Origin of the sequence: Pontixanthobacter luteolus (assembly GCF_009828095.1) — a bacterium.
GTDB lineage: Bacteria > Pseudomonadota > Alphaproteobacteria > Sphingomonadales > Sphingomonadaceae > Pontixanthobacter > Pontixanthobacter luteolus.
This window is the reverse complement of the sequence record NZ_WTYP01000001.1, coordinates 1,254,298-1,280,308: the sequence shown is the minus strand read 5'-3', so window position 1 is coordinate 1,280,308 and position 26,011 is coordinate 1,254,298. Positions and strand designations below refer to the sequence as shown.

Annotated in this window: 25 protein-coding genes and 3 tRNA genes; 10 read left to right on the top strand and 18 right to left on the bottom strand. The window is 59.1% G+C overall.

Translation table 11 applies throughout. From position 1 onward, the window contains the following. Nucleotides 1-14: 14 nt before the first annotated feature. A complete protein-coding gene (ettA, locus tag GRI43_RS06165; protein ID WP_160730145.1) occupies nucleotides 15-1,694 on the bottom strand; it encodes an energy-dependent translational throttle protein EttA in 1,680 nt (559 codons plus the stop codon). Nucleotides 1,695-1,962: 268 nt separating this feature from the next. Here ettA and GRI43_RS06160 point away from each other — a divergent pair, with 268 nt between their 5' ends. Together GRI43_RS06160 and GRI43_RS06155 are read left to right on the top strand one after the other, a co-directional pair. After that, the gene (locus GRI43_RS06160; protein WP_160730144.1) at nucleotides 1,963-4,308 is read left to right on the top strand and encodes a TonB-dependent receptor; all 2,346 of its coding nucleotides are present in this window, start codon (nucleotides 1,963-1,965) and stop codon (nucleotides 4,306-4,308) included. Between the two features lie 42 nt (nucleotides 4,309-4,350). Beyond that, on the top strand, nucleotides 4,351-5,721 hold the full coding sequence (locus tag GRI43_RS06155) for a M28 family peptidase (RefSeq protein WP_160730143.1): 1,371 nt from the start codon (nucleotides 4,351-4,353) through the stop codon (nucleotides 5,719-5,721). Here the strand turns inward: GRI43_RS06155 and GRI43_RS06150 are convergent, their stop codons facing one another. The 7 genes from GRI43_RS06150 to GRI43_RS06120 form a co-directional block, all read right to left on the bottom strand. After that, entirely contained in the window at nucleotides 5,722-6,492 is a 771-nt protein-coding gene (locus GRI43_RS06150; RefSeq protein ID WP_160730142.1) for a copper chaperone, read from the bottom strand. Nucleotides 6,493-6,507: 15 nt separating this feature from the next. Next, nucleotides 6,508-7,965 (bottom strand): DUF7868 domain-containing protein, encoded by a 1,458-nt coding sequence (locus tag GRI43_RS06145; protein ID WP_160730141.1) that lies wholly within the window; start codon nucleotides 7,963-7,965, stop codon nucleotides 6,508-6,510. Nucleotides 7,966-8,149: 184 nt separating this feature from the next. Then, the gene (locus GRI43_RS06140; RefSeq protein WP_160730140.1) at nucleotides 8,150-9,415 is read right to left on the bottom strand and encodes an MATE family efflux transporter; all 1,266 of its coding nucleotides are present in this window, start codon (nucleotides 9,413-9,415) and stop codon (nucleotides 8,150-8,152) included. Nucleotides 9,416-9,524: 109 nt separating this feature from the next. After that, a tRNA-Pro gene (locus GRI43_RS06135) sits at nucleotides 9,525-9,601 on the bottom strand. 57 nt (nucleotides 9,602-9,658) lie between these two features. After that, nucleotides 9,659-9,732, bottom strand: a tRNA-Ile gene (locus GRI43_RS06130). Nucleotides 9,733-9,853: 121 nt separating this feature from the next. Next, nucleotides 9,854-10,852: a polysaccharide deacetylase family protein gene (locus tag GRI43_RS06125; RefSeq protein WP_160730139.1), complete on the bottom strand. Its 999-nt coding sequence runs from the start codon at nucleotides 10,850-10,852 to the stop codon at nucleotides 9,854-9,856. 31 nt (nucleotides 10,853-10,883) lie between these two features. Further along, on the bottom strand, nucleotides 10,884-12,611 hold the full coding sequence (locus tag GRI43_RS06120) for a histidine kinase dimerization/phospho-acceptor domain-containing protein (RefSeq protein WP_160730138.1): 1,728 nt from the start codon (nucleotides 12,609-12,611) through the stop codon (nucleotides 10,884-10,886). A gap of 223 nt (nucleotides 12,612-12,834) precedes the next feature. Between GRI43_RS06120 and GRI43_RS06115 the strand changes: the two genes are divergently transcribed. Further along, entirely contained in the window at nucleotides 12,835-13,299 is a 465-nt protein-coding gene (locus tag GRI43_RS06115; protein WP_160730137.1) for an Lrp/AsnC family transcriptional regulator, read from the top strand. A gap of 21 nt (nucleotides 13,300-13,320) precedes the next feature. Then, a complete protein-coding gene (locus tag GRI43_RS06110) occupies nucleotides 13,321-13,722 on the top strand; it encodes a hypothetical protein (RefSeq protein WP_160730136.1) in 402 nt (133 codons plus the stop codon). A 72-nt stretch (nucleotides 13,723-13,794) separates the two neighbouring features. Here GRI43_RS06110 and accC read toward each other — a convergent pair whose 3' ends face one another. The 3 genes from accC to GRI43_RS06095 all read right to left on the bottom strand — a co-directional run bounded on the left by accC (nucleotide 13,795) and on the right by GRI43_RS06095 (nucleotide 16,190). Beyond that, the gene (gene accC, locus GRI43_RS06105) at nucleotides 13,795-15,144 is read right to left on the bottom strand and encodes an acetyl-CoA carboxylase biotin carboxylase subunit (RefSeq protein WP_160730135.1); all 1,350 of its coding nucleotides are present in this window, start codon (nucleotides 15,142-15,144) and stop codon (nucleotides 13,795-13,797) included. A gap of 7 nt (nucleotides 15,145-15,151) precedes the next feature. Beyond that, a complete protein-coding gene (accB, locus tag GRI43_RS06100) occupies nucleotides 15,152-15,646 on the bottom strand; it encodes an acetyl-CoA carboxylase biotin carboxyl carrier protein (protein ID WP_235903618.1) in 495 nt (164 codons plus the stop codon). An 85-nt stretch (nucleotides 15,647-15,731) separates the two neighbouring features. Then, nucleotides 15,732-16,190 carry a type II 3-dehydroquinate dehydratase gene (locus GRI43_RS06095; RefSeq protein WP_202391602.1) on the bottom strand — a complete coding sequence of 153 codons (459 nt, stop codon included), beginning with the start codon at nucleotides 16,188-16,190 and terminating at the stop codon, nucleotides 15,732-15,734. Between the two features lie 169 nt (nucleotides 16,191-16,359). Here GRI43_RS06095 and GRI43_RS06090 point away from each other — a divergent pair, with 169 nt between their 5' ends. Both GRI43_RS06090 and GRI43_RS06085 read left to right on the top strand, forming a co-directional pair. Beyond that, nucleotides 16,360-16,785: a hypothetical protein gene (locus GRI43_RS06090; protein ID WP_160730134.1), complete on the top strand. Its 426-nt coding sequence runs from the start codon at nucleotides 16,360-16,362 to the stop codon at nucleotides 16,783-16,785. A gap of 127 nt (nucleotides 16,786-16,912) precedes the next feature. Next, nucleotides 16,913-17,338 carry a hypothetical protein gene (locus GRI43_RS06085; protein WP_202391601.1) on the top strand — a complete coding sequence of 142 codons (426 nt, stop codon included), beginning with the start codon at nucleotides 16,913-16,915 and terminating at the stop codon, nucleotides 17,336-17,338. A 153-nt stretch (nucleotides 17,339-17,491) separates the two neighbouring features. Here GRI43_RS06085 and GRI43_RS06080 read toward each other — a convergent pair whose 3' ends face one another. From GRI43_RS06080 to GRI43_RS06065, 4 genes are all read right to left on the bottom strand, one after another. After that, nucleotides 17,492-17,959 (bottom strand): hypothetical protein, encoded by a 468-nt coding sequence (locus tag GRI43_RS06080; RefSeq protein ID WP_160730133.1) that lies wholly within the window; start codon nucleotides 17,957-17,959, stop codon nucleotides 17,492-17,494. Nucleotides 17,960-18,142: 183 nt separating this feature from the next. Continuing rightward, the gene (locus GRI43_RS06075; protein WP_160730132.1) at nucleotides 18,143-18,556 is read right to left on the bottom strand and encodes a holin family protein; all 414 of its coding nucleotides are present in this window, start codon (nucleotides 18,554-18,556) and stop codon (nucleotides 18,143-18,145) included. Between the two features lie 89 nt (nucleotides 18,557-18,645). Next, nucleotides 18,646-19,527 (bottom strand): HpcH/HpaI aldolase/citrate lyase family protein, encoded by an 882-nt coding sequence (locus tag GRI43_RS06070; RefSeq protein ID WP_160730131.1) that lies wholly within the window; start codon nucleotides 19,525-19,527, stop codon nucleotides 18,646-18,648. Between the two features lie 100 nt (nucleotides 19,528-19,627). Beyond that, a tRNA-Pro gene (locus tag GRI43_RS06065) sits at nucleotides 19,628-19,704 on the bottom strand. Between the two features lie 206 nt (nucleotides 19,705-19,910). On the opposite strand from GRI43_RS06065, the gene yajC reads away from it, so the two are divergent. From yajC to secF, 3 genes are read left to right on the top strand one after another with little or no spacing between them, the layout of a single operon-like run. After that, entirely contained in the window at nucleotides 19,911-20,231 is a 321-nt protein-coding gene (gene yajC, locus GRI43_RS06060) for a preprotein translocase subunit YajC (RefSeq protein ID WP_160730130.1), read from the top strand. Nucleotides 20,232-20,269: 38 nt separating this feature from the next. Further along, nucleotides 20,270-21,868 (top strand): protein translocase subunit SecD, encoded by a 1,599-nt coding sequence (gene secD / locus GRI43_RS06055; protein WP_160730129.1) that lies wholly within the window; start codon nucleotides 20,270-20,272, stop codon nucleotides 21,866-21,868. Between the two features lie 14 nt (nucleotides 21,869-21,882). Beyond that, a complete protein-coding gene (secF, locus tag GRI43_RS06050) occupies nucleotides 21,883-22,863 on the top strand; it encodes a protein translocase subunit SecF (RefSeq protein WP_160730128.1) in 981 nt (326 codons plus the stop codon). Here secF and GRI43_RS06045 read toward each other — a convergent pair whose 3' ends face one another. Together GRI43_RS06045 and GRI43_RS06040 are read right to left on the bottom strand one after the other, a co-directional pair. Further along, nucleotides 22,864-24,075: a glycosyltransferase gene (locus GRI43_RS06045; RefSeq protein WP_160730127.1), complete on the bottom strand. Its 1,212-nt coding sequence runs from the start codon at nucleotides 24,073-24,075 to the stop codon at nucleotides 22,864-22,866. Next, nucleotides 24,072-24,644 carry a helix-turn-helix domain-containing protein gene (locus GRI43_RS06040; protein ID WP_160730126.1) on the bottom strand — a complete coding sequence of 191 codons (573 nt, stop codon included), beginning with the start codon at nucleotides 24,642-24,644 and terminating at the stop codon, nucleotides 24,072-24,074. Before GRI43_RS06040 ends, GRI43_RS06045 begins: the two co-directional genes overlap by 4 nt. Before the next feature lie 95 nt (nucleotides 24,645-24,739). Between GRI43_RS06040 and GRI43_RS06035 the strand changes: the two genes are divergently transcribed. Continuing rightward, nucleotides 24,740-25,231 carry a DUF6456 domain-containing protein gene (locus GRI43_RS06035; protein ID WP_160730125.1) on the top strand — a complete coding sequence of 164 codons (492 nt, stop codon included), beginning with the start codon at nucleotides 24,740-24,742 and terminating at the stop codon, nucleotides 25,229-25,231. Between the two features lie 6 nt (nucleotides 25,232-25,237). Here the strand turns inward: GRI43_RS06035 and GRI43_RS06030 are convergent, their stop codons facing one another. Continuing rightward, nucleotides 25,238-25,975 (bottom strand): leucine-rich repeat domain-containing protein, encoded by a 738-nt coding sequence (locus GRI43_RS06030; protein ID WP_160730124.1) that lies wholly within the window; start codon nucleotides 25,973-25,975, stop codon nucleotides 25,238-25,240. Between the last annotated feature and the right edge of the window lie 36 nt (nucleotides 25,976-26,011).

Sequence of the window (26,011 nt, the reverse complement as noted above, 5' to 3'; positions counted from 1 at the left end):
AGTAGGGTGCGCGCTTATCTGGTCAGCTTCTTATAAGCCAACCTCGTCGGGCGATCTGCTGCATCGCCCATGCGGCGGCGCTTGTCTTCTTCATACGCTTCGAAGTTGCCTTCGAACCATTCGACATGGCTATCGCCTTCGAAGGCAAGGATGTGGGTGGCGAGACGGTCAAGGAAGAAGCGGTCATGCGAGATAACCACGGCGCACCCTGCGAAGTTTTCAATTGCATCTTCCAGCGCACGCAGCGTTTCCACGTCGAGATCGTTGGTTGGTTCGTCCAGCAGCAGCACGTTGCCGCCTTCTTTCAGCATCTTGGCCATGTGAACACGGTTGCGTTCACCGCCCGACAGCTTGCCGACGACCTTCTGCTGATCTGCACCCTTGAAGTTGAACGCGCCGACATAGGCGCGCGTGCTCATGTCGTGGCCGTTGACCTTCATATAGTCGAGTTCATCCGACACTTCCTGCCAGACGTTCTTCTTCGGATCGAGGTGATCACGGCTCTGGTCGACATAGCCCAGATGGACCGTCTCGCCGATTTCGATCGTGCCGCTATCGGGCTGTTCCTGACCGGTGATAATCTTGAACAGGGTGGACTTGCCGGCACCGTTGGGGCCGATCACGCCGACAATGCCGCCCGGGGGCAGCATGAAGGACAGGTTTTCGAACAGCAGCTTGTCGCCGTAAGCCTTTGAAATGTTCTTGGCTTCGATAACCTTGCTGCCAAGGCGTTCCGGCACCTGAATAACAATCTGCGCCTTGCCCGGCTTGCGGTCCTGCTGCGCGTCCTGAAGCTCTTCGAACTTGCGGATACGAGCCTTGGATTTGGTCTGGCGGCCCTTGGTGCCCTGACGGATCCAGTCGAGTTCCTCGTTAAGCGCTTTCTGGCGGCCCTGGTCTTCGCGGTCTTCCTGCGCGAGACGCTTGGCTTTCTTCTCCAGATAGGTCGAGTAATTGCCTTCGTATGGATAATACGAGCCGCGATCGAGCTCCAGAATCCATTCCACCACGTTGTCGAGGAAGTAACGATCGTGGGTGATCATCAGAACAGCGCCGGCATATTCCTTGAGGTGGTTCTCTAGCCACTCGACCGATTCCGCGTCGAGGTGGTTGGTTGGTTCGTCGAGCAGCAGGATCGACGGTTTCTGGATCAGCAGACGGGTGAGGGCGACGCGGCGTTTTTCACCGCCTGAAAGGTTCGAGACCGAAGCATCGGATGGCGGGCAGCGCAGTGCTTCCATTGCGATCTCGAGCTGGTTGTCGAGCGTCCAGCCGTCAACCGCGTCGATCTTTTCCTGCAACACGCCCATTTCTTCCATCAGTGCGTCGAAATCGGTGTCGTCCTGCGGATCGCCCATTTCGGCCGAAATCGCGTTGAAACGGTCGACCATGTCAGCAACTTCGCGGGCACCGTCCTTGACGTTTTCAAGAACCGTCTTGCTTTCGTCCAGCTCCGGTTCCTGCGCCAAATAGCCGACGGTGATGTTCTCACCCGGCCAGGCTTCACCGGAGAAATCGGTGTCGATACCAGCCATGATCTTGATCAGGGTGGATTTGCCTGCGCCGTTTGGCCCGACAATGCCGATTTTTGCGCCCTGATAGAATTGCAGGTTGATGTTCGCCAGCACCGGCTTTTTCGCACCGGGGAAAGTCTTGGTCATGTTCTTCATGACATATGCGTATTGCGCGGCCATTGGGTCGGTCCTTCGGGTAATCGTAAACTGAGCTTGGATTTAGTCGGCAGATAGGGTGCGAATGCCCCCGGGGCAAGCCGCGAGCGCTCCGGGCCGTAGCAAAACTGCAACGAAGTTTTCCGAAATTGGTCCTGCTTGGACCGGCTGATTGACCGGCGCAGGACCTCCTGCGAATTGCGCCCCGGTTTCACTCGACATTCATTCTGGCGATTCTGGTGAACGGCGCAGCATCCCGCGACGATCACTTCGTTTCAGTGGAGACAATTCCATGACACTCAGCGCAAAATATCTTTCCTCGGCAGCGGTTTCTGCGCTTGCCGGCACTCTTGTATTTGCAGCGCCTGCTGCGGCGCAGGACACCGAAAGCACCGGTGCATCAGAAGGTGGCCTCACGGAAATCATCGTGACGGCACAGCGCCGCGAAGAAAACCTGCAGGATGTTCCGGTTTCGGTTACCGCGATCAGCGACGACCAGCTCGAAGCGCTCAGCAGTTCAGGGCAGGATATTCGTGCGCTTTCGGGCCGCGTCCCCAGCCTGCTGGTCGAAAGCTCGTTTGGCCGTACTTTCCCGCGTTTCTACATTCGCGGCCTCGGCAACACCGACTTCGATTTCAACGCCGCGCAGCCGGTCAGCCTGGTGTATGACGACGTTGTCCTGGAAAACCCGATCCTCAAGGGCTTCCCCATTTTCGACATGCAGCAGGTCGAGGTCCTTCGCGGCCCGCAAGGCACGCTGTTCGGCCGCAACACCCCGGCCGGGATCGTAAAGTTCGATTCCGTCAAGCCGGGTGATGAAGCAGGCGGCTATGCGCGCGTGTCATTCGGACGGTTCAACAACATCAACGCCGAAGGCGCAGTTGGCGGCCCGCTGGGCGATAATGTCAGCGTGCGCCTGTCGGGTCTTTACCAGCGCCAGGACGACTACGTAGACAATGTCCTGCCGAGCGGCACGACCAAGGACGCATTCGGCGGTTATGATGACATGGCGTTCCGCTTGCAGGCTGCCGTGCGCCCCTCCGACGATTTCGAAATCCTCCTGACCGGCCAGCTGCGCGATCTCGACGGCACTGCGCGCCTGTTCCGGGCGAATAACTTTACCCGCGGACAGGAAGGTCTGAACGCCAATTTTGACCGCGACAGTGTTTCTGTTGACGGCCAAAATGAACAGTCGGTCAAAACCCAGAACGCGTCTGCTCGCATGACCTGGGATGTCGGTCCGGTATCGCTTATTTCGGTCACCAGCTATTGGCATGGCACATCGACTTCGGTCGGCGATGTCGATGGCGGCTTTGGCGCGAACTTCCTACCCCCGGCGCTGTATGGTCCGGGCGATATTCCGTTCACTGCGGAAACCCGCGACTCTGTGCCTGAACTTGAACAGTTCACCCAGGAACTGCGGATTGCCAGCAACGGCAACGGCCCGGTCAGCTATCAGGCAGGCATCTTCTACTTTGACGAATCGCTCAGCATTCTGAGCGAGAACTATTCTACCCTCGGTGATCCGCTAAACGCGCCGGGCGGGGTGAATATCGTCGTTTCGCAGGACCAGCAGAGCAAGGCTCTGGGCGTATTCGGTTCCGTAACCGTCGATCTGTCCGATCAGCTCAGCGTCACCGGCGGCATCCGCTATAATGACGATGAGCGTGATTTCACCGTGGTTCGCAGCCAGGACAGCCAGTTCCCGACCTTCCTGCAGAACCCGCTCGGCACGGTCACTCGTTCGGTCAGCGACGATACGATTACATGGGATGCCAGCGTCGCCTACGAAGCGAGTGACGACATCAACCTGTATGCCCGGGTGGCACGCGGTTACCGCGCGCCCAGCATACAGGGGCGTATCCTGTTCCCGCCAGCAACTGCCACTCCGCTGGAGGACGGCGTCTCGGTTGCCGGTTCGGAAACGATCACGTCCTACGAAGCCGGCATCAAGTCGACGCTTCTGGATGGCCGCGCGCGGATCAACCTGTCCGGTTTTCTCTATGATCTGAACGATGCGCAGCTGACCGCAGTGGGCGGCAATGTGAACGCGAACCGCCTGATCAATGCCGATAATGTGCGCGGATACGGGTTCGAACTGGATGCCGAACTGGTGCCGGTAGACAATCTCTACCTGACGGCCGGCCTCAGCTACAACCACACCGAGATTCAGGATACCGGCCTGACCACCGCAGCGTGCGGCGGGACCCGTGTCGATACATTCCCTGATGTATCGCTGTGCACGATCCTCGACCCGATCGTCACGCCAGCTGCACCGTTTTCGGCCGCGATCGTGAATATCGATGGCAACCGTCTGCCGCAGTCGCCGCGTTGGATCGCCAACTGGACCGCCAAATACGCTATCCCTGCCGGTGAGGGAGAATTCTATGTCTTCACCGACTGGTCCTATCGTTCGCGGATCAATTTCTTCCTCTATGAATCGGTGGAATTCCAGGATGCCAGCCAGCTCGAGGGCGGGGTGCGTGTCGGATACGATACGGATACGTTCGAACTCGCGGCCTTCGTGCGCAACATCACCAACGACACCTCGCCCGTCAGCGGGATCGATTTCAACAACCTGACTGCCATGGTCAACGAGCCCCGTGTCTGGGGTGTGTCGGCCGGGATCAAATTCTGATCTTCTGGACTTGTGCGGCGGGTGTGATTAGCACTCGCCGCCATGAAGAAATACGCACTCGCGCTCGCTGCGCTTTCGCTCCCGGTTGCAATTAGCGCTCAAGAGGCTGGTTCTGTCAGCCTGCCTGACATGGCGGACGGCGCGCTAACCCAGGATACAATCGCCTGGAACTTCGTCGAGGGGCTGACGACCGAAGTCGGGCCCCGGCAGGCCGGGACAGAGGCCGAGCAGCGCGGACGCGACTGGGCGGTCAACTGGCTGACCTCTCAAGGTTTCCAGAACGTGGCGGACGAACCGTTCATGATGGATACGTGGGTGCCGGGTGAGCTTGCCAGCGCCGCGATCACTTCACCATTCCCGCAGCCTTTCCAGGTCACACCGCTGGGCGGCAGCGCATCGACCGGTGCCGACGGTATCGAGGCCGAGGTCGTGATGTTCGCAACCACTGCCGACCTGATGGCTGCGCCTGCCGGCAGTCTGGACGGCAAGATCGCCTATATCAGCCATTCGATGACCCCGACGCAGGATGGCTCGCAATACGGTTTCGCCGGTCCGGCCCGCTGGGTCGGTGCCAGCATCGCGAAGAGCAAAGGCGCGGTCGGCACTGTCATCAAGTCGATCGGTACTGACAAACACCGCAACCCGCACACCGGCGGGACACGCGTGGTAGACGGGATGATACCTGCAGGCGCGCTGTCGATCCCGGATGCTCTGAATCTTGAGCGCATGTTTGAGCGCGCCGACGGACGGCCGATTACCATGAAGCTGGTGCTAACACCTGAGAAACTGGGCATGACCCGCAGCGGCAATGTTGTCGGCGAGATTGTTGGCCGTGATCCATCGCTGCCGCCAGTCCTGCTGGCCTGTCATCTGGACAGCTGGTGGAACGGGACGGGCGCATTCGATGATGGTGCCGGCTGCGGCATCGCTGCTGCGGCGGCGCTCCACGTGTCGCACACCGGCCAGCCGCTGCGCACCATCCGTGTCCTGATGGCCGGTGCAGAGGAAGTCGGCTTGCATGGCAGTGTCGCTTATTCAAAAGCGCATATCGATGAGCCGATCGGGGTCGCATTTGAAAGCGATTTCGGGGCGGACCGCATCTGGCGCTTCGAAAGCAATTTCCGCGAGACAAATCCTGAGCTCCACGCACAGCTCGCATCCTCTGTTGCGCGCTTTGGTGTCGCCAATTCGACTATCGAGGCCAGCGGCGGTGCGGATATCAACATCGCGCGCGATCAAGGCACCGCGATCATCGATCTGCAGCAGGATGGCACACGCTATTTCGATCTGCACCACACGCCCGACGATACGCTGGACAAAATTGATCCGGCACAGCTTCGTCAGAATGTCGCGGTATGGACGCAGGTCGCCGGAATTCTCGCCAATTATGAAGGCTCGATCAAAGGCGAATAATCAGGCTGGGCTCGGCTGACGCGACAGCCGCATCAAATCCATTCTGACCAGTTCGGCTGGCAGTGTCAGGCCGGGTGGCAACCGCCACCTGGGGCTGCGCGCGGGTGCCATTCTGTCGAAGAAAAGATAGACGGTCACCGCAGTCATCGCCGCGAGGTGCAGGTCTTCGGCTGCCATCGGAACCAGCATCCAGGGCCAGCAACTGGCGATACACGCCGCTGCGTGACGGAGGCCGTAAGATACACAATCACGTGCCATTGCTGCACCGCATGCGCTGATACGCCGTATCTTATGGCACCGGTTGCGTGCCCGCTGGCTGATCGGGGAGGCGCTCCATAGAAAGGCAAAGGCCAGCATCGCCGCCAGCGCCGCCTCTTCACCGAATACGGACCGGGTAAGCACAGACAGGGGAATTACCACAGCACCCGCCCCCATCCAGGCGCCAAGATATGCACCGAGGAAAACCACCGCAGCGCGGGGCCGCCATGCTTTCACGGCGGATTGCCATACGTGCTGCAGCGGGGATGCAAGCAGCACCAGCATCATCGGCACCATCATGAAGAACCAACCCGCGGCAAAATTGCTGAGCGGGAACAGCTGCAGGTTCGAGATCCCGCTGCGAACACCCAGCATGATCGAGCTATCCCCGCACAGCGATGCAATCTTGACCGGTGCTGGCAGCCAATTGACCGCAAGGAACATGGCGGCCGAACTCAGGATCAGAAACCGGTACACATTCTGCCGAGACAGCCTGTTGAGGAAAGCGATCATGGTCCGGCCCCGGCCTTAGCGTGCCGGCTGACTGTAGATGCTGATCCTTTCGACCGTAACGGGTGCCGCCTTCGCTTCATCGGGTTGTTCGATGGTCACTTCGAGCATGTCGAGAGTGGCGTCATGACTGGCGATCAGCTTGTTCGCCGGACCGGTGATGTCGATTGTATAGGTCAATCCGTTGCCCGCATGATCGCCGTCTTCCTGAGAAGCTTTCTGAAGGCCGAAAAGGGCCAGCGTGTCGGCAAGCTCACGGTGTCCGTCTGGCAGGCCGATATAGACATTCAGGACGCTACTGGCAGTCTCGCCGCGCACGTGTTCCAGATTTAGGAACAGGCGAGAAGGCTCGAACGATTTGGCCAGCATTTCCGGCCCCTGCGCCATCTCCACAGCGGTCGTTGCAGCATTTGCATGCGTGCTCAGGCTCTCCGTGCTCGAGCCGATAAGCGTCGACTCAGGCGGACCTTCGGTTCCCTTATCTGCACCCATTTCGATACCTTCCATCAGCACGGTCTTGGCGATCAATGGTCCGACCCCGATGCCTGTGCCGCGAGTCAGATCGTCATAAGTCGGCGCATACGTCTTGCCGGGCAAGGTCTGCCCGGGAACGAACACGGTCGTCTGCCCGGAGCTTGTCGGCATTTCAAACTGTCTGGGCGATGGCCCGTCAGACCAGTTTGCGCCGGTTTCCTGCACATTGCCAGGGACAGTCAGCCACGCCGCCCAAAGGCGGTCGATATTGCAGTGATGTGTCCAGAAAATCGGATCAAGAGCGGCAAAGTTCGGATCGGCCATCCATCCCATCGGTGAAATGCCGCCAACCATCACGTGAACCGGGTTGTGCGGATTGCCTTCGCAGGCACCTGTTGGACCGCTGAAATGATTGAAAGCAGTTACCCCGCCGCCGAAACCGAGAGAGCCGACTGCGGAGGTGTAATAATGCTGATTCATACAGCTCAGATCGATGTCGCGCGGATACCAGGAGCTGGGGCCCAGGCGCGTAAGTCCATTGCGCTCTGCGTCATGTAGCGGATTATCGCTCCCGTCGGGCATGGTTGCAGACATGAACGCATCGGGAATATCGCGCGCATTGGGATTGGTCGCGTCGAGGTAGTTCCAGTAAGGCAGGCCCCAGTCGGAAGGGCCGCCGAGCGCCTCCACAGTGGCTCCGATAATTTGCTCGAAAGACCAGCAATATCCGCGATGCCACGGCAGGAAATACCAGGTTCCATGCTGGCACTGGTTCCACATCCGGTCCTGCTCAGATTGAGGCGGCATGGGGCTTTGCGGGGTAATCACCCCGTCATTGATCCAGCCTTGCCGGTCAATTCCGTGGATTGCGCCAAGATAGGCCCAGCTATTTCGGTCATTGGGGTCGAGCGACCTCAGCTGCCTGACAGCTTTTGCGTACCAGATGAGGGTTTCTGGCCATGCTTCCCCGAAGCTGGCAATATCACGGCGAATTCGAACCACAGTCGCTCTCCCATAGGAATAACCAATTGCGCGACTCGAATTTTCTATTTCATCTATAATGCATTTTTAAATAGTGATTGCAAATTTAGTCGAAACACCAAGGAATTTTACATTCGATTATAAATCTTTGCGCGGAAGGTTTGGGGAACAACTTGCCGCGATTTCAGAATGGTTGCAGCGCGCGTCAGGCCATTGACGTGCGGATCAGGCGCGGCAGCCACAACGCTTGCAGCACGGCTCTGGCGATCAGGAACGCAGTGAAGCTCAGCCACAGGCCCTGATTGCCCATCGGCCAGGTCAGCCACAGCATGGCCGCGTAGATCAGCGCCGCGCCCAGCATTGTGCCAAGAAGCGCGCGGGTCCAGCTCGCGCCGACAAACACTCCGTCGAATATGAAACCGGCGACCCCCGCGAACGGGATCAGCACCAGCCAAACCGCGCTTTCCTGCGCGGCTCTGGCGACGCCCGGCGTCGCGGCAAAGCTGGTCAGTATAGGACCCGCGAGGGCGTAGAATGCGGCCGCCACCACTGCTGCGACCGCAATCCCGCGCACCAGCAACGCACCAATATATTGAACGAAACCGTGCCGGTCGCGCGCGCCGTATCGTTCGCCATTGAGAACCTGCGCGGCATTCTCGAACCCGTCCAGCAGCAGCGCTGTGAAGACGAACAATTGATAGATGATACCGTTGGCCGCGAGCACCACCGCACCGCGTTCTGCGCTTAACCGGGTGAGGGCGGCTAGCGCGATCATCAGTACCAATGTGCGCAGGAACAGGTCACGGTTGACCGACAGAAACGGCTGCAGCGACTGCCAACGCAAGAATGACCCTTTGGCTAGGACTTTCAGCAAATGGCCCGTCACGTCGCCGCGAAAAACGAACAGCATCACGGCAGCGAGTTTGACGTACTCTGCGATGAAGCTGGACCAGCCGATCCCGGCGATCCCCATATCCATTTCCAGCACGAGCCACAGGCCGAGCCCGACATTCAGCGCATTATAGGCAACCTCGAAAACCAGCACTGCGGCCATCTGTCTGCGTCCGACGAGAAAGCCGATCAGCGCGAGATTCAGCATGACGCCGGGCGCGCTCCAGTACCGGATGTCTGCATAGGTGCGGGCGGCGCCAAGCACGGCGTCTTCCGCGCCCAGCAGCGACAGAAATAGGGGCTGGATCACAGGTTTCGCGATCAGCAGCATGACCGCAATGGCAAAACCTACAGTAATCCCGCGCATCAACACGGAAACCTGCGCCTCGCGGCCTGCACGCGTGCCTTCCTGCGCGACCAATCCAGTCGTGCCGGTCTTGAGGAAGTTCATCACGGTGAACAACACGGCAAACAGCCGCGCGCCGACATCAACAGCGCCCTGTGCTGCCGGATCGCCCAAACGGCCCACGATCCACATGTCGCCAATCCCGATCAGCGCGGTGGCGACGTTGGTCACCATCGCAGGCAGGGCAATCGCCCAGATTGCGCGCGTATCAAGTCGGGAAAGGGTGGAGGCGGTGATGATGGTTACTCCTCAAGCAGATCGCTCAGGAGTAAATTGAAAAGTGTGGTCGGGGAGACAAGATTCGAACTTGCGACCCCCTGTACCCAAAACAGGTGCGCTACCAGGCTGCGCCACTCCCCGACACTTACTTTTCATTTATCGCTTCATCACAAAGGCGATAACTCCGCTGGCTTCCGGTGGGCCCGGCAGGACTCGAACCCGCGACCTAGCCGTTATGAGCGGCCAGCTCTAACCAACTGAGCTACAGGCCCCCAGGATGCCTAAAGCGAATGCTGTCCGTCAATCGCCGGATAGCAGAGCGCGCCTAGCGGGGGGAAGCGCGAGTAGCAAGCATCGTTTTTGCGATTTCACAAATTAGCTTGCTTGGCGGGCTTAAACTTCCGCCGATTGCATGATTTCAGCCACCGTTGTCGGCTTCACCCCGCGCTGATCGAGGTAAGCGTAAATTCGCCTCCACCATTCGTAAAGCTCGTCCAGATCATCCTCGGTCCGCACGTATGGTGTATGGCCAGGCACCAGTGAAGGGCTGTGGAACGATAGCACCAGAACAGGCAATTGATCGTCGATCGCGATGTCGATCCCGCGCAGTGCCTCGTCAGCGGAGACACCCTCTGGGGTCAGCGCGATTCGTTCCAGCATTCCCAGACGCGACGCGATGCCGTTCACTTTCCCCAATCGCGAAAGTGCCGGGTAGAGTGCGCGGCCCTGCTTGCGAAGCATTCCCCAGAACACGGTCGTCAGCGGCAATTCGAGCAGCTGGTGTTCGCTATCGACCCAATAGGGTTCCAGCGGATGGTCGCGGTAATTGGGGCCGCCGCCCGGGCTGTAATCGAAATTGGCGCGCACCGAGCTGTCGATCGCGACGCCAGCCTTTTTCAGGATTTTCGCGCTCGACGGGCCAAGTCCGTAACGGCCAGCGCGGTAGATCTGGGGTGCGCAGCCGAAATTCTTCTGTATCTCGTCGCGCAGCTTGAAGAACTTCCGCTCTTCCAGGTCCGGTGGCAGATTTCCGGCGAACGAATTGAATGTGTTCACCTCTTCTTCGAAGGGCGGATTGACCCACGGGTGGAGCTGGATGCCGATTTCGGCCTTGCCTGCTTGCAAAGGTGCGCGAAGGATTTCCATCGCCACTTCGGATGTCGCCACGGGCCAGTCGACCAGATAGACGGGGCAGACGCCGATGCCTTCGCAAAACTGCTGGAATTTGGCGAGGCGGGGTACATGGTCGAGGCCGTGTCCGCTGGGGCTGAACGGGCCCTCCCAGTCGAATTCTTCCTCGGTATCGACAGTGAGCAGCGAACGCTGGCCGAAACCGGCTTTGAAGCGCGTGGCTGATCCCTTGACGGGCGGTTCGATTATCGACCGGTCCACGTGCCGGTACTCCCTGCCAAAATGGGCGCAATCAGTGTGCCGCGCCGTCTGCTGTCTGGCTAGGTTCGCTCCCGGCTGCGGTCAAGAGCGGCAGCGTGAGCACGATCGAATCGTCCACACGCATCAAGTCGCCGCCTGCCGATCGGGCTTCTGCCCGGGCAAGCCGCAAGGAAAAGCCCGCGCCGAACATTCCCGCGCTAACCGCAGCCTTGCCGGGTTTTGCGGTTGCCGCGAAAATATCATCGGTGGCGGCGAGAGATGCGGGCAGGTCGATGTGCAGGCCCAGCATCCTGTCTTGCGGCGCAAACCCGACCGGAATGCTTTCTCCTGCGCCGATGGCACCTGCCAGCGTTGCGAGCAGCCGCCACGCGAGCGTTTCGGCTTCCCTCTGGTCCAGCGGCACATTGCCGGCACTCGGCCCGGCCCCTGCCGATGCGAATTCGAACGCAGCGGTACGCGGGGCGAGCACGCGGCCCAATTGTTCGATCTGGGCGGCCACGATGGCGCCGAAATCCGCTTCGCCCATTTCAAGGTCCAGCGCACCGGTTTCCAGTTTCGCCAGCCGGTCCAATTCATCGAAGCCTGCGAGCATCCTTGCGCTGTCGCCTGCAATATTTGCAGCAAGCGCGCGGTATTCATGCGGTGTCGGGCCAAACAGCTGCTGCTGGATTACCTCGGAAAAGCCCTGAATCGCGTTGACCGGTGTCTTCAGTTCGTGAAGCAGCTGGCGCAGGCGGTCGGCCTCGCTCGAGGCTTGCGGATCGGTGATGTTCGAAATATCGTCAGGCGCACGGCGGAACATGCCGGCATAGCCGAAAAACCGGCCTTCCGGCTGCGTGAATTGGGGGGCCGCATCGACAACCCATTTGCCAGATATTTTCGGCGCACCGGCCAGTTCGAGTACCTCGTCACGGATTGGCTGGCGAAACTTGATCGCAGGACCAAGCTTGTCGCGGTCCAGGACCGTCCCGATCACCATCGGAGCGATCGGCAGGTCTGCCCAATCGATTCGTCCGCGGGCATCGGCGGTGAAGGCGAAGGCACTGACCTGCTGATCTGTGTCGGCGATTTGTTCGCCCAGTGGCAAGCGGGGCGCATCGGTCTTGTCAGGGGCCGATACGCGCGCCTTGCGAAACGCCTCGATCCGTTTGACCAACGCACCGATTTCGGTGTCTTCTTCAAGCACCTCTTCTTCGCTGAGTTCCAGCGGGATATCGTTGGCCGGCAAAGGGGTGCTGCGAATAGGGGTTACATTGCTTCCCCCTTGGATAAGACCATCTGGACTGTCCGGCTGCTGCACCTGCTTTTCGGCTGATGCCGGATTGGGAAGTCCGCGATCCTGGATACCCAGCCGTTCGAGCAGGTCGGTCGTCTGCGGCGGAAGGTCGCGGCGCAGGCGCAGAAAGCCGCGTGCACGCACCGGCAGACGCGGGATGAGTGCCTCCCAATCGTCAGAGCTGATTTCAGCGCGAGACAGGGCAGCAGCGGCAACCGCAGGTTCGTCTTCCGCCAGATGTACAGCCAACTCCGGGTTCCGAATCCGCAGGCCCGCGTCTGCAACCATTGCCGCGCGATCTGCCGCAGGGATAATTTCGCCCAATGCGCCTAGTCTGAGCCACGCTGATGCAAGCAATTTGCGGTCCTTGATGTTCCGGCGACTGCCAAGCAGGTCGAGCAGTTGGCGGAACTGTGTCCGCGCCGCACGATCACCCGATGCGCGGTGGCGCAGTACGGTGGCAAGGCGGTCATCAAACTGCATTACGGTTTCGCGAATCTCCAACGGGGCTCATAATCCCCTTCAATTTCGGACTAGCGAGCCCTACCAGTTTCGCACCCCCTTGGAACGCTGCCCCTGTGGATCGTTGCAAAGCGGGACAATTGCTGGCAAGAACAATAATATTAGCAATGCGTATTCATATACGTATCTTTCATTGCACGGCAGCGCAGTTAATGGCGCTCAGGGACTGACAGGGGCGTAAGAGGTGGCCAATCTCGACGATATTGACCGGCGTTTGCTCGCAGAATTGCAGAGCGAAGGGCGCGTAACCAACGTAGAACTTGCACAGCGCGTCGGATTAACCGCACCGCCGTGCCTGAGGCGCGTGCGCGCGCTTGAGGAAGAAGGGGTTATCCGCGGCTACCATGCGGAGCTCGACGCTTCGCAATTGGGATTCGCAATCACCGTTTTTGCAATGGTCAGCCTCAAGAGCCAGGCGGAAAGCGCGCTGCGCGAATTCGAAGATCATATGCATGCTCTGCCCGAAGTGCGCGAAGTGCATATGCTCAACGGTGAGATCGATTTTATCCTCAAGGTGGTGAGCAAGGATTTGCAGAGTTTTCAGGAATTTCTGACCAGCAAACTCACGCCTGCGCCCAATGTGGAAAGCGTAAAAACCTCGCTCACCATCCGCACGGCCAAGCATGAGCCGGGCGTACCGTTGGAATAGCTACCTGACGGGACGGTTCCGATGATCAAGAACGCATTTCTCGCTATCCCGGCTCTGCTGCTGGCATCGTGCACAAGCACCGATACACAGGTGGAAAGCGCAAACGCAGCTTCGCCTGCGCCGGTAACCGCCCCATCCGGCGCCGATATGGAACCGCTGGCCGGTTTTGAAATGTCGGAGGCGCTTTGTGCTGGCTGCCACGCCGTTGCGCCGGGCCAGATCTCTCCTAATCCGTCCGCGCCCAGCTTCATGATGGTGGCGAATATGCCGGGCCTCACCAATACCACGCTCAAGGCGTTCCTGCTCGATTCGCACAGTTTCCCGCAGGAAATGAATGTCGAAGTGTCGGACGAAGACGCCCAATTGCTGACCGACTACATCATCACCTTGCGCGAGGAAGGATATGCGGCACCCGGCCAGTAACCGGGCACCGCGATATCAATTTTCAAATCAGGGTTATGATCGCCGCGTCAGAGCGGATTGGACGGCGGGCGATTACTCGCTGCGTTCCTTGAGCCATTCTTCGAGCCACTTGATCGAATAATCGCCGCTCAGGATATCATCCTGCGTCAGCAGTTCACGGTGCAGAGGGATGGAGGTGTTGACGCCTTCGATCACCATTTCTTCCAGCGCACGCCGCAGACGCATGATGCATCCTTCGCGGTTGCGGCCGTACACGATCAGTTTGGCGATCATGGAATCGTAGTATGGCGGGATCGAATATCCCGCATACAGGCCGCTATCGACCCGAACGTGCATTCCGCCCGCGGCGTGATACGATGTGACCTTGCCTGGTGAAGGGGCGAAGGTGAACGGATCTTCCGCATTGATGCGGCATTCGATCGCGTGGCCTTTGAACTCGATCTCGTCCTGCTTGACCGACAGTGCCTTGCCATCGGCAATGCGGATCTGTTCGCGCACCAGGTCGACGCCGGTGATCATTTCGGTCACGGGATGTTCGACCTGAAGCCGGGTGTTCATTTCGATGAAATAGAATTCACCGTTTTCCCACAGGAATTCGATGGTTCCGGCACCGCGATAGCCCATATCGGCCATGGCCTTGGCGCAAATTTCACCCATCCGGTTACGTTCTTCGGTAGAAAGTACCGGCGAGGGTGCTTCCTCGAAAACCTTCTGGTGGCGGCGCTGCAGCGAACAGTCGCGTTCACCAAGATGGATCGCATTGCCATTGCCGTCGCCGAACACCTGGAATTCGATATGGCGAGGATCGCCGAGATACTTCTCGAGATAGACCGTGGCATCGCCAAACGCAGATTTGGCTTCATTGCCGGCCTGCTGCATCAGGGTGCCCAGAGTTTCGGGGCTTTCGCACACTTTCATGCCGCGGCCGCCGCCGCCCGATGCTGCCTTGATGATGACCGGGTAACCGATTTCTTCCGCGATCTTCGCGGCTTCTTCGACATTGTCGATCGCGCCGTCAGACCCGGGGACCAGCGGAAGGCCTAGCGCCCCCGCGGTCTTCTTGGCCATGACCTTGTCGCCCATCGTGCGGATATGTTCAGGCTTCGGACCGATCCACGCGATGTCATGCGCTTCAACGATTTCGGCGAACTTCTCGTTCTCCGAAAGGAAGCCATAACCCGGATGAATTGCGTCGCATTGCGCGACCTCTGCCGCAGAAATGATCGCCGCGGTGTTCAGATAGCTGTCGGTTGCAGGCGGCGGGCCGATGCAGACCGCGTGATCGGCGAGGCGAACATGCATGGCGTCAGCGTCGGCAGTTGAATGAACCGCAACCGTTTCGATGCCCATTTCGTGCGCCGCACGGTGGATACGCAGTGCAATTTCGCCGCGATTGGCAATGAGAATTCGGGAAATGCCCATGTCGCGCTTAGCCGATTACTGCGAGTGGCTGGTCGTATTCGACAGGCTGGGCATTCTCGACCAGGATTTCCTTGATCGTGCCGGACTTGTCGGCGGTAATCGGGTTCATCACCTTCATCGCCTCCACGATCAGGATAGTGTCGCCTTCCTTCACGCTGTCGCCCACGCTCACGAACGGGGCAGCGCCCGGTTCGGCGGCGAGATAGACGGTGCCGACCATTGGTGACTTCAGTGAATTCGCATTGTCGGCAGGTGCTGCCGGCGCGTCGCCAGCGGGGGCTGCCGCTGCGGGAGCAAGCGCGGCCGGCGCCGGGGCGTGCATCGGTGCAGGAGCCGCCATTGCAACGCCGCCGCCGCGCGATACGCGCACCTTGCGGTCGCCATCTTCGACTTCGATTTCAGTAAGACCGGTTTCGCCCAGCATTTCAGCAAGTTCACGTACAAGCTTGGTATCAACGTTCATGCCGTGTTTCTTTCCGGCAGTGCCCTTGGTGGTGGCCATGTTTGCCTCATAGTTGTTTCAGGCTTCGGCCTATGCGCGGCATCGCGCGTCAGGGCAAGGGGGTGTGACCGATTTTGGCGGGGAATCAGGTAGCGTTTTGGAGCCTTGCCGCTACGTCGAGCGCCGCCACATAGCTCTGTGCCCCGAGGCCCTGAACCGTCTCTTGCGCGGCCATGCCGACATACGAAACGTGCCGGAAATCTTCCCGCGTCGAAGGGTCTGAAAGGTGCACTTCGATAACCGGCGTCCGGATTGCCCGGATCGCGTCCAGCAACGCGATGGAGGTGTGGGTATAGGCCGCTGCATTCAGCAGCACGGCCACTGCGCCTTCAGCCTGCGCCTCATGCAGCCAGTCGACCAGCATCCCCTCATGATTGGTCTGGCGCATGTCGATTTCCAGCCCGAGTTCGCGGCCGCGATCCTCCAGCATTCCGGCAATGTCATCTAGTGTATCGGAGCCGTAAATGTCTGGCTCGCGCGTGCCGAGCAGGTTCAGGTTCGGCCCGTTGAGGACATAGACGGTATTTGTGATCGGAATACTCATTCGCCAGCCTTAGCGGCGGTTGGCATTGATCGGAAGGGATTTGGCCGAAGGGAATCAGGGAACAGTGCAGTCCGTGTCGCTTGCCCGATTGCAGCTTTCGGCTAACAAATCTGCCGTTCCGCTAGCGACCCGATTGCCGCCGTTGGCTTCCGACAGCTAAACGAGGTCTATGAAGATCCCTGAGAACCTACTGCCGAAAGAACTCCTTTCGCGGGCAACCCTCCGAGGAAAGGAATATGCGTGGCCATTGGAAGACATTCCGAAGGTGATCACTGCAGCGAGAGATTGTAATCTCGCCAGTGTCGGAGGGCAGCTTCAATTTCGGTTCCCGGAAGGGGGCACCTGCGAATGTTACTGGATAGAGGTCGACACCCATAAATCGGTGTCTTCTGATGTGTCTTGGGCGGAGCGGGTTGCACTCACTTCAGAAACAGCACTCGCTGACTTTCAAGAACTTCAATCGAAGTGGGACTTCATTTCAGAAGGTCGCTCAGCTTTCGGGGAGGAGTTCAAAAAATGGGAAGTGGCCGGTGGTGATCCTTCTGAAGCAATGTGCTTTGTCTGGTATGTCGCCGCTCAAGCTGAAGCGGCATAGTCCAACGAGCCATCGGCGGCAGCAATCCACCCATTTCCAGCCGTTGAGTTGGCGAACCACCAGGACGCTTGTCTTTCCAGCGGTTTTTGTTAGCGGCAGAGGAAGGCTTTTGGAGGAGAGGTGCACCGTGACCGACAAGCAATCTTTGGGCGCATGGGTAGAGGGTATTCCAAGCTTGCTGCTTCAGTATCGCTTGTGGGTCGGCCTGGCCGCAATTGCGCTTAGTGCCGCAACTTGGGCTGTCGATTGGTTTGAGATCGTTTATCAATGCCCTTTCTGCCGCGCGCAGAGAACAGTTATCGGGCTGCTCGGCCTGTTGCTCATTCTTCCAAATCCCTCGCACTGGGTTGCTCGCTACCTATCGGCAGTCTTTTCGGTCTTTGGGCTTTCCGTTGGCGCAACTCAGCATTTCCGCGGCTGGGTGCGCATTATGGGTGGCGAGTTTGAGTGGGGAGATCAATGGTATCTGAACTCATGGCTACTCTCTGGTTTCGCCATTTTTATCATCGTCGCGCTATTGATGCTGATCTGGTCCTACCAAGCGCCTGAATAAGGATCGCGTTCCAGCATCCTCAGCGAAAGTCCCTTCCCACCATTCTGGCGGCGTTTGGCATGCTTGTGCTGCCGCCTTCTAGAAGACCGACCGCCTATACTGCTGTCGCCCCATAAGCAGACATTCGGCTAACGACCCAGAACCAGACATTGGCTAATCGGGGTCGACGAATTTATCTGGACCAATCTTAATTGGCCACTGCCTGAAATCGTGCCCTTCGGCGCAATGCCCAGATCGGCACAGTGCGGTTTCTGCCAAGCCAGAGCGATGCTTGACCACAAACTTACAAGGCGTTCCAGACTGAATTTCCGTCACAAAATAGGGTGGAGGATTGAAACCAATCGCCTTGCGCGCATTTTCCAGAAGTGCAGATGCAGCCAAACTCTCTCCATTCAACGAGAGGCTGTCATCCAACGAAAGTTTGACAAGATAGACTATCGCATGATGGTCAATTCCATCCTCTGCAGTCCGGAATGGCTCAGGCGGTTTGCTACATGCTTCTGGATAGTTGCCATGAGCCACTTGGACCGGTTTACTGCTCGACGGAGTTTTGCCGTCGTTGCATGCAATCACCAGAGCAACCAGCATTAATCCTGTGGCGAACCTGACGGGTTTTTTCATCCAATTGGAATGCTGCAAAGACGAGCGGGGCGCAAGGGCAGCTTTCCACCCCATAATCGGGCATTAGTCGTTTCTGCGCCGTTTCCCAAAAGCTGACATCGCAAGAGAGGTCGTTCCGCCCCCTTTACCTGAACAGGGCACAGCGCAATTCTGGACAGAGTATAAAAATTAGAGACATAATTTTTATCTGTCGGTCCCGCGGGTCTTGCCCCACTGCCGCGCCGCTGTGTATCCGAGATAGCCTGTGCCGAACAAAGCGTAGAGCGGTTCGGGCAGCCCGCCCAAATATGCGTTCATGCCCGCCGCAATGTCTTTCGCTGTGGCCGGGCTGAAGGCCGCGAGAATGCCCATGGGGAGGGCGGTCAGCAGCAGGATATACATGACATAAAGGAAGCTGGGCCGGGCGCGGCTGGTCCACGGGTCGTGCGAATTGGCCTCTGCCACGATGGCGGCGAGGCGCGCCTCGATCGCTTTCAGCTCATGGCTTCCCTCCAGCCTGAGCAATTCCAGCTTTGCTTTCGCCCGGGCTTCCTTGTCAGGGATGATCTTGTCGATGATCGAGGAGATAGGCCCGATCAGTGTTTCCAGAAGCGGCATTGGCGAAATCCTTGCTGAGTGATTCGCACGATGCCTAACCAAATAGGTTCCTGTAGGAAAATCAATGTGCCGCTTTTGGTGCTCGGACCTTAGTCCTCCGCACTGGCGAGCAATGCATGGGCAAGCGCGAGATGCGGCCGGTCGAGCATGGCCCCGTCCACGCCAACCGTGCCTGCGCCCGGATTGGCGGCAAAGGCCGCGATGACCGCGCGTGCTTTATCCAGCTCTGCTTCGCTCGGCGTAAATGCCTGATTGATAACGGGCACCTGCGCCGGATGAATGGCCAGCATCCCCCGGTATCCCTGGCTGCGGACCATCAAGGCGCGCTCGCGCAGTCCGTCGAGATCGCGGAAGTCGGCCTGTATTGTCTCGATCGGTGCTGCACCTGCGGCAACTGCGCCCAGCAGGCACAGGCTGCGGGCCAGTTCGAACACCGGCATATACTGCCCGTTAGGCTGAAACTGGACTGAAGCCCCGATTGCGGAGGACAAATCTTCCGCGCCCCAACTCATCGCGACAAGCCGCGGCACGTTTTCGTAGTCGCCGGTGTGGAACATGGCGTGCGGGGTTTCAGTGACCAGTGCGGCCACGCGGGTAGATCCCGGCTCGATACCGTGGGTTTCCTCGTGCTGCGTCAGCAATTGATCGAGCCGCTCGGGATCGCAGCTCCCCTCCGATTTCGGCAGCAGAATGCCGCCCGGCGCAGATGGCATGATCGCGGCCAGATCATCCTCGGCAAATTCGCTGGTGATCGGGTTGATCCTGACCCAGATCCGGTGGCGGTCGCTGCGCGCCGCGATGAATGCGCTGACGAGCCTGCGCGCCTCCGGCTTGTTTTCCGGCATGACCGAATCTTCAAGGTCCAGCAGCACGATATCTGCCTCGCTATCGCTGGCCTTCTGCATCTTTCGCTCGCTGTCGCCCGGGGCAAACAGCCAGGATCGCATCTTCAGTTTGGGTGTATCGGTCATCGGAAAAACTCCATTGCGCGCTGGGTAGGGCGCACGCTGGCGGCACGCAAGATCGTTGGACCTGCGCGGCGGCATTTCGGCGATGGAGGAGATTTTCCACTGGTCGGGACGACTGGATTCGAACCAGCGACCCCTACACCCCCAGTATAGTGCGCTACCAGACTGCGCCACGTCCCGATCAGTGGAGGCGCGCCTATAAGGCCGCAGATACGGTAACGCAATATCTGATGCAGCAAGAACACACTTGATCGCATTGCGTTGCCCTGTCCTTGCATTGCTGCTAGTCGCGCCCACCTGTTGCCGAGGAGAGGCGGGGGTATGGTCAACCATCATATCGCACGCAGCCCGGTGTCTATGAATTTCTAAAGGTACAGGCTCAATCGATGCTCGAACTACTTACTGCAGCCGCCGGTGCAGATGCACCTCCCGCATGGCTCCAATTCATGCCACTCGTGGCGATGGGCCTGATCTTCTGGTTCCTGATTATCCGGCCGCAAATGCGCCGCCAGAAAGAACACCAACAGAAAGTCGCCGCGATGAAGAAAGGCGACAAGGTCGTCACCGCAGGCGGACTGGTCGCCAAGGTCATCAAGGTCGACGATGATTATGCCGAGCTGGAACTTGCCCAGGGCGTTCGCGTAAAAGCGGTGAAAAGCACGATCGGGGATATCATCCCGCCCGCAGGTCAGGCCGCAAACGACTAAACCTGCTGCGTTGATCCTCAAGAGAACGGGACTACCAAATGCTCGAATATCCTCAGTGGAAGAAGGTCATGCTGTGGGGCTTCACTTTGCTCCTTGCAGCTGCGGCACTTCCATCCTTGCTCGGTTCGACCAGCCTGAAATGGCCTGACGTGCTGCCAAGCCCGACAGTCAATCTCGGCCTCGACCTTGCCGGTGGCAGTCACATCATGCTGGAAGCCAATCCGGAGCAGGTGACCGAGCAGCGTCTCGAAAACATGGAAGAGGGTGTTCGAGATGCCTTGCGCAGTGCCGAACCCCGCATCCGTTTCGGGGATATGTCGACGCAGAACGACCAGCTCAGCTTCATTCTCGACAGCGATTCCGATGTCGATCGCGCGCGAGAGGAAATCCTGCCGCTGATAAACGGTTCGGGCATCATCACGGAATGGAACCTCGACGTTGTCGATGAAACCCGCTTCGTCCTGACCCAGACCGATGAAGGCGTCGAAAACGCGGTGTCGCAGGCGATGGACGGCGCGATTGAAGTGATCCGCAAGCGTATCGACGGCCTCGGCACGCGCGAACCGACCATCATCCGTCAGGGCGACACACGCATCGTGGTGCAGGTCCCCGGCCTGCAGGATCCGGACGAACTGAAAGAACAGCTGGGCAAGACCGCACGGCTCGAATTCAAACTGGTCGACCAGAACGCGCTGCCATCCGATGTGGCGCAAGGCATTGCCCCTCCCGGTAGCCAGATTTTCCCATATGCCGAAGGCACACCGCGAGAAGGCACCGGCCTTGCCGTTCGCCGCCTGGGCGGGATCAAGGGCGACAATCTGACCGATGCGAATGCATCGCGTGACCCGAACTCCAATGCCCCGGTGGTGGATATCACATTCAACGCGGAAGGCGGCGCGAAGTTTGCCACGCTGACCCAGCAGAACGTCAACAAGCCGTTCGCGATCATTCTCGACGGCAAAGTGCTGTCAGCGCCCAATATCAACGAACCGATTCTGGGCGGACGGGCGCAGATTTCCGGCAATTTCACCGCCGATGAAACCGCACAGCTTGCGATTTCGCTGAAATCGGGCGCGCTGCCTGTTGATCTAGCAGTAGTCGAAGAACGCACTGTCGGGCCGGACCTGGGTGCGGACTCGATCAAACGCGGCATGATCGCCATGCTGATCGGCTCCATCGCGGTTATCGCTCTGATGGTGGCAAGCTATGGCCGCTTCGGTGTTTATGCGACCATCGCGTTGGTATTCAACGTGATGATGCTGCTTGGGATCATGGCTATCGCCAATTCCACGCTGACATTGCCGGGTATCGCGGGCTTCGTGCTGACGATCGGTGCCGCTGTCGACGCAAACGTGCTGATCAACGAACGCATACGCGAAGAACGCAAACGCGGGCGGCGGGTCATTGCTGCGGTTGAAAACGGTTACAAGGAAGCAAGCCGCGCGATTTACGACGCGAACGTCACCAACTTCATTGCTGGCGTGCTGCTCTTCCTGTTCGGCTCTGGCCCGATCCGCGGCTTCGCGGTCGTGCTTATCGTCGGCTTGTTCACCAGTGTCTTCACCGCCGTAACTCTGACCCGTCTGTGGGTCGCCGGCTGGCTGCGTAAATCGCGGCCCAAAGACATCACGATTTAAGGGGCTTTAGGATCATGCGACTTCTCAAGATTGTCCCTGACAACACAAACATCAAATTCCTCAAGCTGAGGGTCCCGTTCTATGTGATCAGCGTCCTGCTGGTTATTGCGAGCTGGTTTCTGGTGTTCACCAATGGACTGAACTACGGCGTCGACTTTGCCGGCGGTCAGGAAATTCGCGCCACTTTCGTGGGTGAGGAAACCGCACCGGTGGCCGAACTGCGCGATACAGTCAGCGCACTTCCGACTGTTGAAGACCCGGTAATCCAGCGTTTTGGCGAACCGAACCAAGTGTCCATCCGCGTGAAACTGCCTGCCGAGGCAGAAGGCGATCCGGGCTTTGCCGACGCCATGACCGTTTCGATCACCAATGCGATGAAGGAAAAGCATCCCGATGTGCGGATCGACGGTGTCGACTCCGTATCGGGCAAAGTGTCCGGCGAATTCCGCAATGATGCGGTTCTGGCGCTGGTTGCCGCCATGATCGCCGTCGCGATGTACATCTGGATACGTTTCGAATGGCAGTTCGGCGTGGGCGCGCTGTTTGCACTGTTCCACGACGTTTCGCTGACACTGGGCATGTTCGCTCTGTTCCAGCTCGAATTCAGCTTGCAGATCATCGCCGCAATTCTGGCCATCATCGGTTACTCGCTGAACGATACCATCGTCGTGTACGACCGGATCAGGGAAAACCTGAAGAAATTCCGCAAGATGCCGGTGCCTGAATTGCTCGACCTGTCGGTGAACGAAACGCTGGCACGTACAGTGATGACATCGTTGACGCTGCTCGTCGCGCTGGTTCCGTTGCTGATCTATGGCCCGGCAAGTCTGTTCGGCATGATTGCGGCAATCACCCTGGGTCTGTTCGTTGGTACGTACAGCTCTGTTTACATGGCCGCGCCGATCCTGATCTGGCTCGGTGTCAATTCCGACAGCTTTGTTCCGGAAGAGACGGTGGCAGACAAACAGGACAAACTCGCCCGCGGCGAGGGGTGATCAGTCTTTGCGGGGGGCAATCAGCCCCTCGTAATACTGCGCAAGCGAGGCGGCGTTGCTGGCCCAGCTGAACCGGCTGGCCGTTGCTGCGACGACTTCCTTCGGGCGGGGATTGGCAAGGACGTGGGCAATCCCTGCGCTTACCGCCTCCAGCGTGCGTTCCACGATCAGTCCTGCGTCGGCAGACGTCACCAGTTCACGCGCGCCGCCTGCGTCTGCGATGATTATGGGTGTTCCGCAGGCAAGCGCTTCGACCCACGCATTGGCGAGGCCCTCTCTGGCGGATGGCAGAACCATTGCATCGGCTGCTGACAGGATAACCGGCAAAAGGTCGTGATCGACCGAGCCGAGAAAATGCACCCGATCTTCGACCCGCATATCGGCAGCGAGGCCGCGCAGGTGTTTCTCGTCTGACCCGGTGCCGACCAGCAACAACTGCGCCTCTGGCAGGCTCGCCAGCGCGCCGATCGCCAGGTCTTGGCCCTTGCGTTCGATCAGCGCGCCGACGGACACCAATAGCGGCTTGTTCTCAGGCAGATCGATCCCGAGTGTCTTGCCCAGGTGGGCACGAAGGCCGCTATATTCTAGCGGGCGAAAACGATCCCGGTCGAGGCCGGTATAGTTTATTGCGATCTTGTCGCGGGCCATCCCGATGGATGCCATGTCGCTGGCCAGTTTTTCCGAAACGGCGAGCAGACCGGTCGCGCGCTCTGCCGCATCAAGCATCTGTTCCAGCGCAAAGGATTTGCCGCCCCAATAGGTGATATCGGAACCGCGGGCCTTGATCGAACTTGGCAGGCCCAATTCGTTGGCAATCCAGACGGCGGCGGGGCCATCGGGATAAAAGAATTGCGCGTCGACCAGATCGAAGGGATTTTCCTCGTGCAGACGTCGCGCCAGAGGCAAAACCTTCTTTGCGATCACGCTGGCATTGATGCGCGCACCAACGCTGGGAATCAGGGTGAAAGTCGGCCGGTAAACCGACACGCCATGCTCAATCCCGTCCGTCGCCGCTGCGGCCAGCGCCTTGTATTTGCCGAATGCGATGGGCGGTACGCCAATCGGATTGATCACTGTTACATCCCAATCGCCGCGATCAGCGAGCGCCTCCAGCGACCGGGCGACGAACGTGCCGAAGCGCGGGGTGTGGGCATTCGGATACAGCGTCGACAGGGAAAGGAGGCGGCGTTTCACAGGCTTATCGCCAGTCATAGTGGCCGCACCAGCATTTCCGCCACGGCAATCCAGGGCGGATCATCAACCACTTGCTGTTTCTGCCCGAGACCCGGCGGCAGGATGCCTACAAGCGTCCCCTGCCGGTCGATCAGCCGGCCGAAATAAAACCGCCCGCCTTTGCGCGGCACTAGCACATCCCGGTTGATTGCCTTGCCCGCATCTTCAGGCGCCAATTGCCGCATCCATAGCTGATCGCCAGAACGGTATTCCCCGGTGCTTGCGCTGATCGAAAGCGCCATCAGCGGCGCATCGCCAAGCAGCTCTGTCGGCAGAACTGCATCTGCAGCCTTCGCGAGCGGTTCGGGGCCATGTTCGCCCAGTATTGCGACGACGCTGGGGGCGGGCTTGTCTTCCGACCGAACCAGCGATTGCGGATCAATGTCGAGCGCGCGGCCGATGCGGTCCATCCACTTGATCGAAAGGTTGCGCATTCCCGTTTCCAGCCGGCCAATCGTTTGCGCAGTGGTCGGCGGATCGCAGGCTTCTGCCAGATCGGCCAGTGTCCAGCCCTTTGCCTTGCGCAAGTCGCGAATTCGATTGATCATTGTGAAACTCCTGCGCGAACCGATTTGGTTTCTTCTTTCCTACAGATGTTCAAATTTGGCAAGCCGCGATTCGAAATGGATCAATGGAGTGTCTGATGCAACGTGAACTTGTCGAACGGGAATTGACCAGCGAGGGGCCGAAGCAGGGGATGGGCAAGGCGGCAAGGCGGGTGAGGGCGAGAAGCAGAAGCGTGACGGTGAATCTCGCCGAATCGCCGCTGTCGTGGCTGCATTCGCGCGGGCATCTAGACGACCGCCTGTTTGATGCGGGCGAGCGGCTGAGGGCCGATTACGAGCGCGCCCAATTGTCGGCCAGCGTAACCATGCGCTGGGATCCGGTGCGGATCAGCGGGCAGGGCAGCGGCGACGGACTTTCCCCCACGGAACGGCAAATCGCCGCAAAGGCCCGGTTCGACGCGGCACTGGCGGAGGCGGGCAGCGGGTTGTCCGATATATTGTGGCGGGTCGTATGCGGCGGTGACGCGCTGCCTGAAACAGAAAAAGCGCTGGGCTGGCCCGCACGGAGCGGAAAACTGGTGTTGAAGCTGGCACTGGACCGGGTCGCACATTTTTACCGGATCGGCTGAGGCTGGTTAGCCGAGCAATTCCTTGGGCGGGCCGCCGCGCCAACTGGGCATCCAGTTTTTCGGGTCGAACCAGCCGCACACGATAATTGGGCGGGCTTGTTCAAGCGCGTGATATTGGGCCCAGGGCGCGATCACCGCGCCGTCGATGAATTTGAGATTGGGGCAGGTTTCCAGCGGCGTGATATCGCGGCTCTTCAGGGTCATCGAAATGCACAGAAACGCCTCAATCGCGAATTCCCGGAGAGGTTCGAGTGAGGCGATCCGCTGGTCGGTATCTATCGCCCCTTCAAGCCCCAAAATCCTCAGCCGGTTTTTCATCGGTTTCATCCATTCAATATCAAACAGGTGTTTGGCATTGGTGATCATCAGGACTTCCAGCTTTGGCAGGTCCAGGATCGGGGTGAAATCGGTGACCTTGGCGCCGGGGCTGTCGATCTTGAGATAGGTCAGATCTTTCAGGTTCTTCAGCGGCTCCAGACTTTCAGTGCCGCGCATTGGCCAGCGCAGCTCCAGCTTTTCTAGCTGGGTCAGTTCGCCAATTTCCTCCATCACCGCCTGGTTGCAACCGGCGACGGCGAGTTCCCTCAGATGTTGATGCTGCGCCAAACCCTGATGCGAATTGCGCGTTCGACGCAGCTCCGAATAGTCGAGATCGGCTCGGATTTCTGCGGCTGAATCTCGCGGTGGGCCGACCATGAGGCTCGGCCGCATATCATGCCTGAGCTTGCGAAATTCGATGGACAAGCGGCCTGACTCCTAACCCTGTGCAAGCGGGCAATA

Excerpts from the sequence above, each read along its gene's own strand:
- GRI43_RS06095 (WP_202391602.1), bottom strand. The coding sequence starts at position 16,190 with ATGAGTATTCCGATCACAAATACCGTCTATGTCCTCAACGGGCCGAAC.
- accC (WP_160730135.1), bottom strand. The coding sequence starts at position 15,144 with ATGGGCATTTCCCGAATTCTCATTGCCAATCGCGGCGAAATTGCACTG.
- GRI43_RS06110 (WP_160730136.1), top strand. The coding sequence starts at position 13,321 with ATGATCAAGAACGCATTTCTCGCTATCCCGGCTCTGCTGCTGGCATCG.
- GRI43_RS06070 (WP_160730131.1), bottom strand. The coding sequence starts at position 19,527 with ATGACCGATACACCCAAACTGAAGATGCGATCCTGGCTGTTTGCCCCG.
- GRI43_RS06160 (WP_160730144.1), top strand. The coding sequence starts at position 1,963 with ATGACACTCAGCGCAAAATATCTTTCCTCGGCAGCGGTTTCTGCGCTT.
- GRI43_RS06040 (WP_160730126.1), bottom strand. The coding sequence starts at position 24,644 with ATGATCAATCGAATTCGCGACTTGCGCAAGGCAAAGGGCTGGACACTG.
- GRI43_RS06155 (WP_160730143.1), top strand. The coding sequence starts at position 4,351 with ATGAAGAAATACGCACTCGCGCTCGCTGCGCTTTCGCTCCCGGTTGCA.
- ettA (WP_160730145.1), bottom strand. The coding sequence starts at position 1,694 with ATGGCCGCGCAATACGCATATGTCATGAAGAACATGACCAAGACTTTC.
- GRI43_RS06035 (WP_160730125.1), top strand. The coding sequence starts at position 24,740 with ATGCAACGTGAACTTGTCGAACGGGAATTGACCAGCGAGGGGCCGAAG.
- GRI43_RS06150 (WP_160730142.1), bottom strand. The coding sequence starts at position 6,492 with ATGATCGCTTTCCTCAACAGGCTGTCTCGGCAGAATGTGTACCGGTTT.
- secD (WP_160730129.1), top strand. The coding sequence starts at position 20,270 with ATGCTCGAATATCCTCAGTGGAAGAAGGTCATGCTGTGGGGCTTCACT.
- GRI43_RS06090 (WP_160730134.1), top strand. The coding sequence starts at position 16,360 with ATGAAGATCCCTGAGAACCTACTGCCGAAAGAACTCCTTTCGCGGGCA.
- yajC (WP_160730130.1), top strand. The coding sequence starts at position 19,911 with ATGCTCGAACTACTTACTGCAGCCGCCGGTGCAGATGCACCTCCCGCA.
- secF (WP_160730128.1), top strand. The coding sequence starts at position 21,883 with ATGCGACTTCTCAAGATTGTCCCTGACAACACAAACATCAAATTCCTC.
- accB (WP_235903618.1), bottom strand. The coding sequence starts at position 15,646 with ATGGCCACCACCAAGGGCACTGCCGGAAAGAAACACGGCATGAACGTT.
- GRI43_RS06140 (WP_160730140.1), bottom strand. The coding sequence starts at position 9,415 with ATGGTGACCAACGTCGCCACCGCGCTGATCGGGATTGGCGACATGTGG.
- GRI43_RS06120 (WP_160730138.1), bottom strand. The coding sequence starts at position 12,611 with ATGCAGTTTGATGACCGCCTTGCCACCGTACTGCGCCACCGCGCATCG.
- GRI43_RS06075 (WP_160730132.1), bottom strand. The coding sequence starts at position 18,556 with ATGCCGCTTCTGGAAACACTGATCGGGCCTATCTCCTCGATCATCGAC.
- GRI43_RS06080 (WP_160730133.1), bottom strand. The coding sequence starts at position 17,959 with ATGAAAAAACCCGTCAGGTTCGCCACAGGATTAATGCTGGTTGCTCTG.
- GRI43_RS06045 (WP_160730127.1), bottom strand. The coding sequence starts at position 24,075 with ATGACTGGCGATAAGCCTGTGAAACGCCGCCTCCTTTCCCTGTCGACG.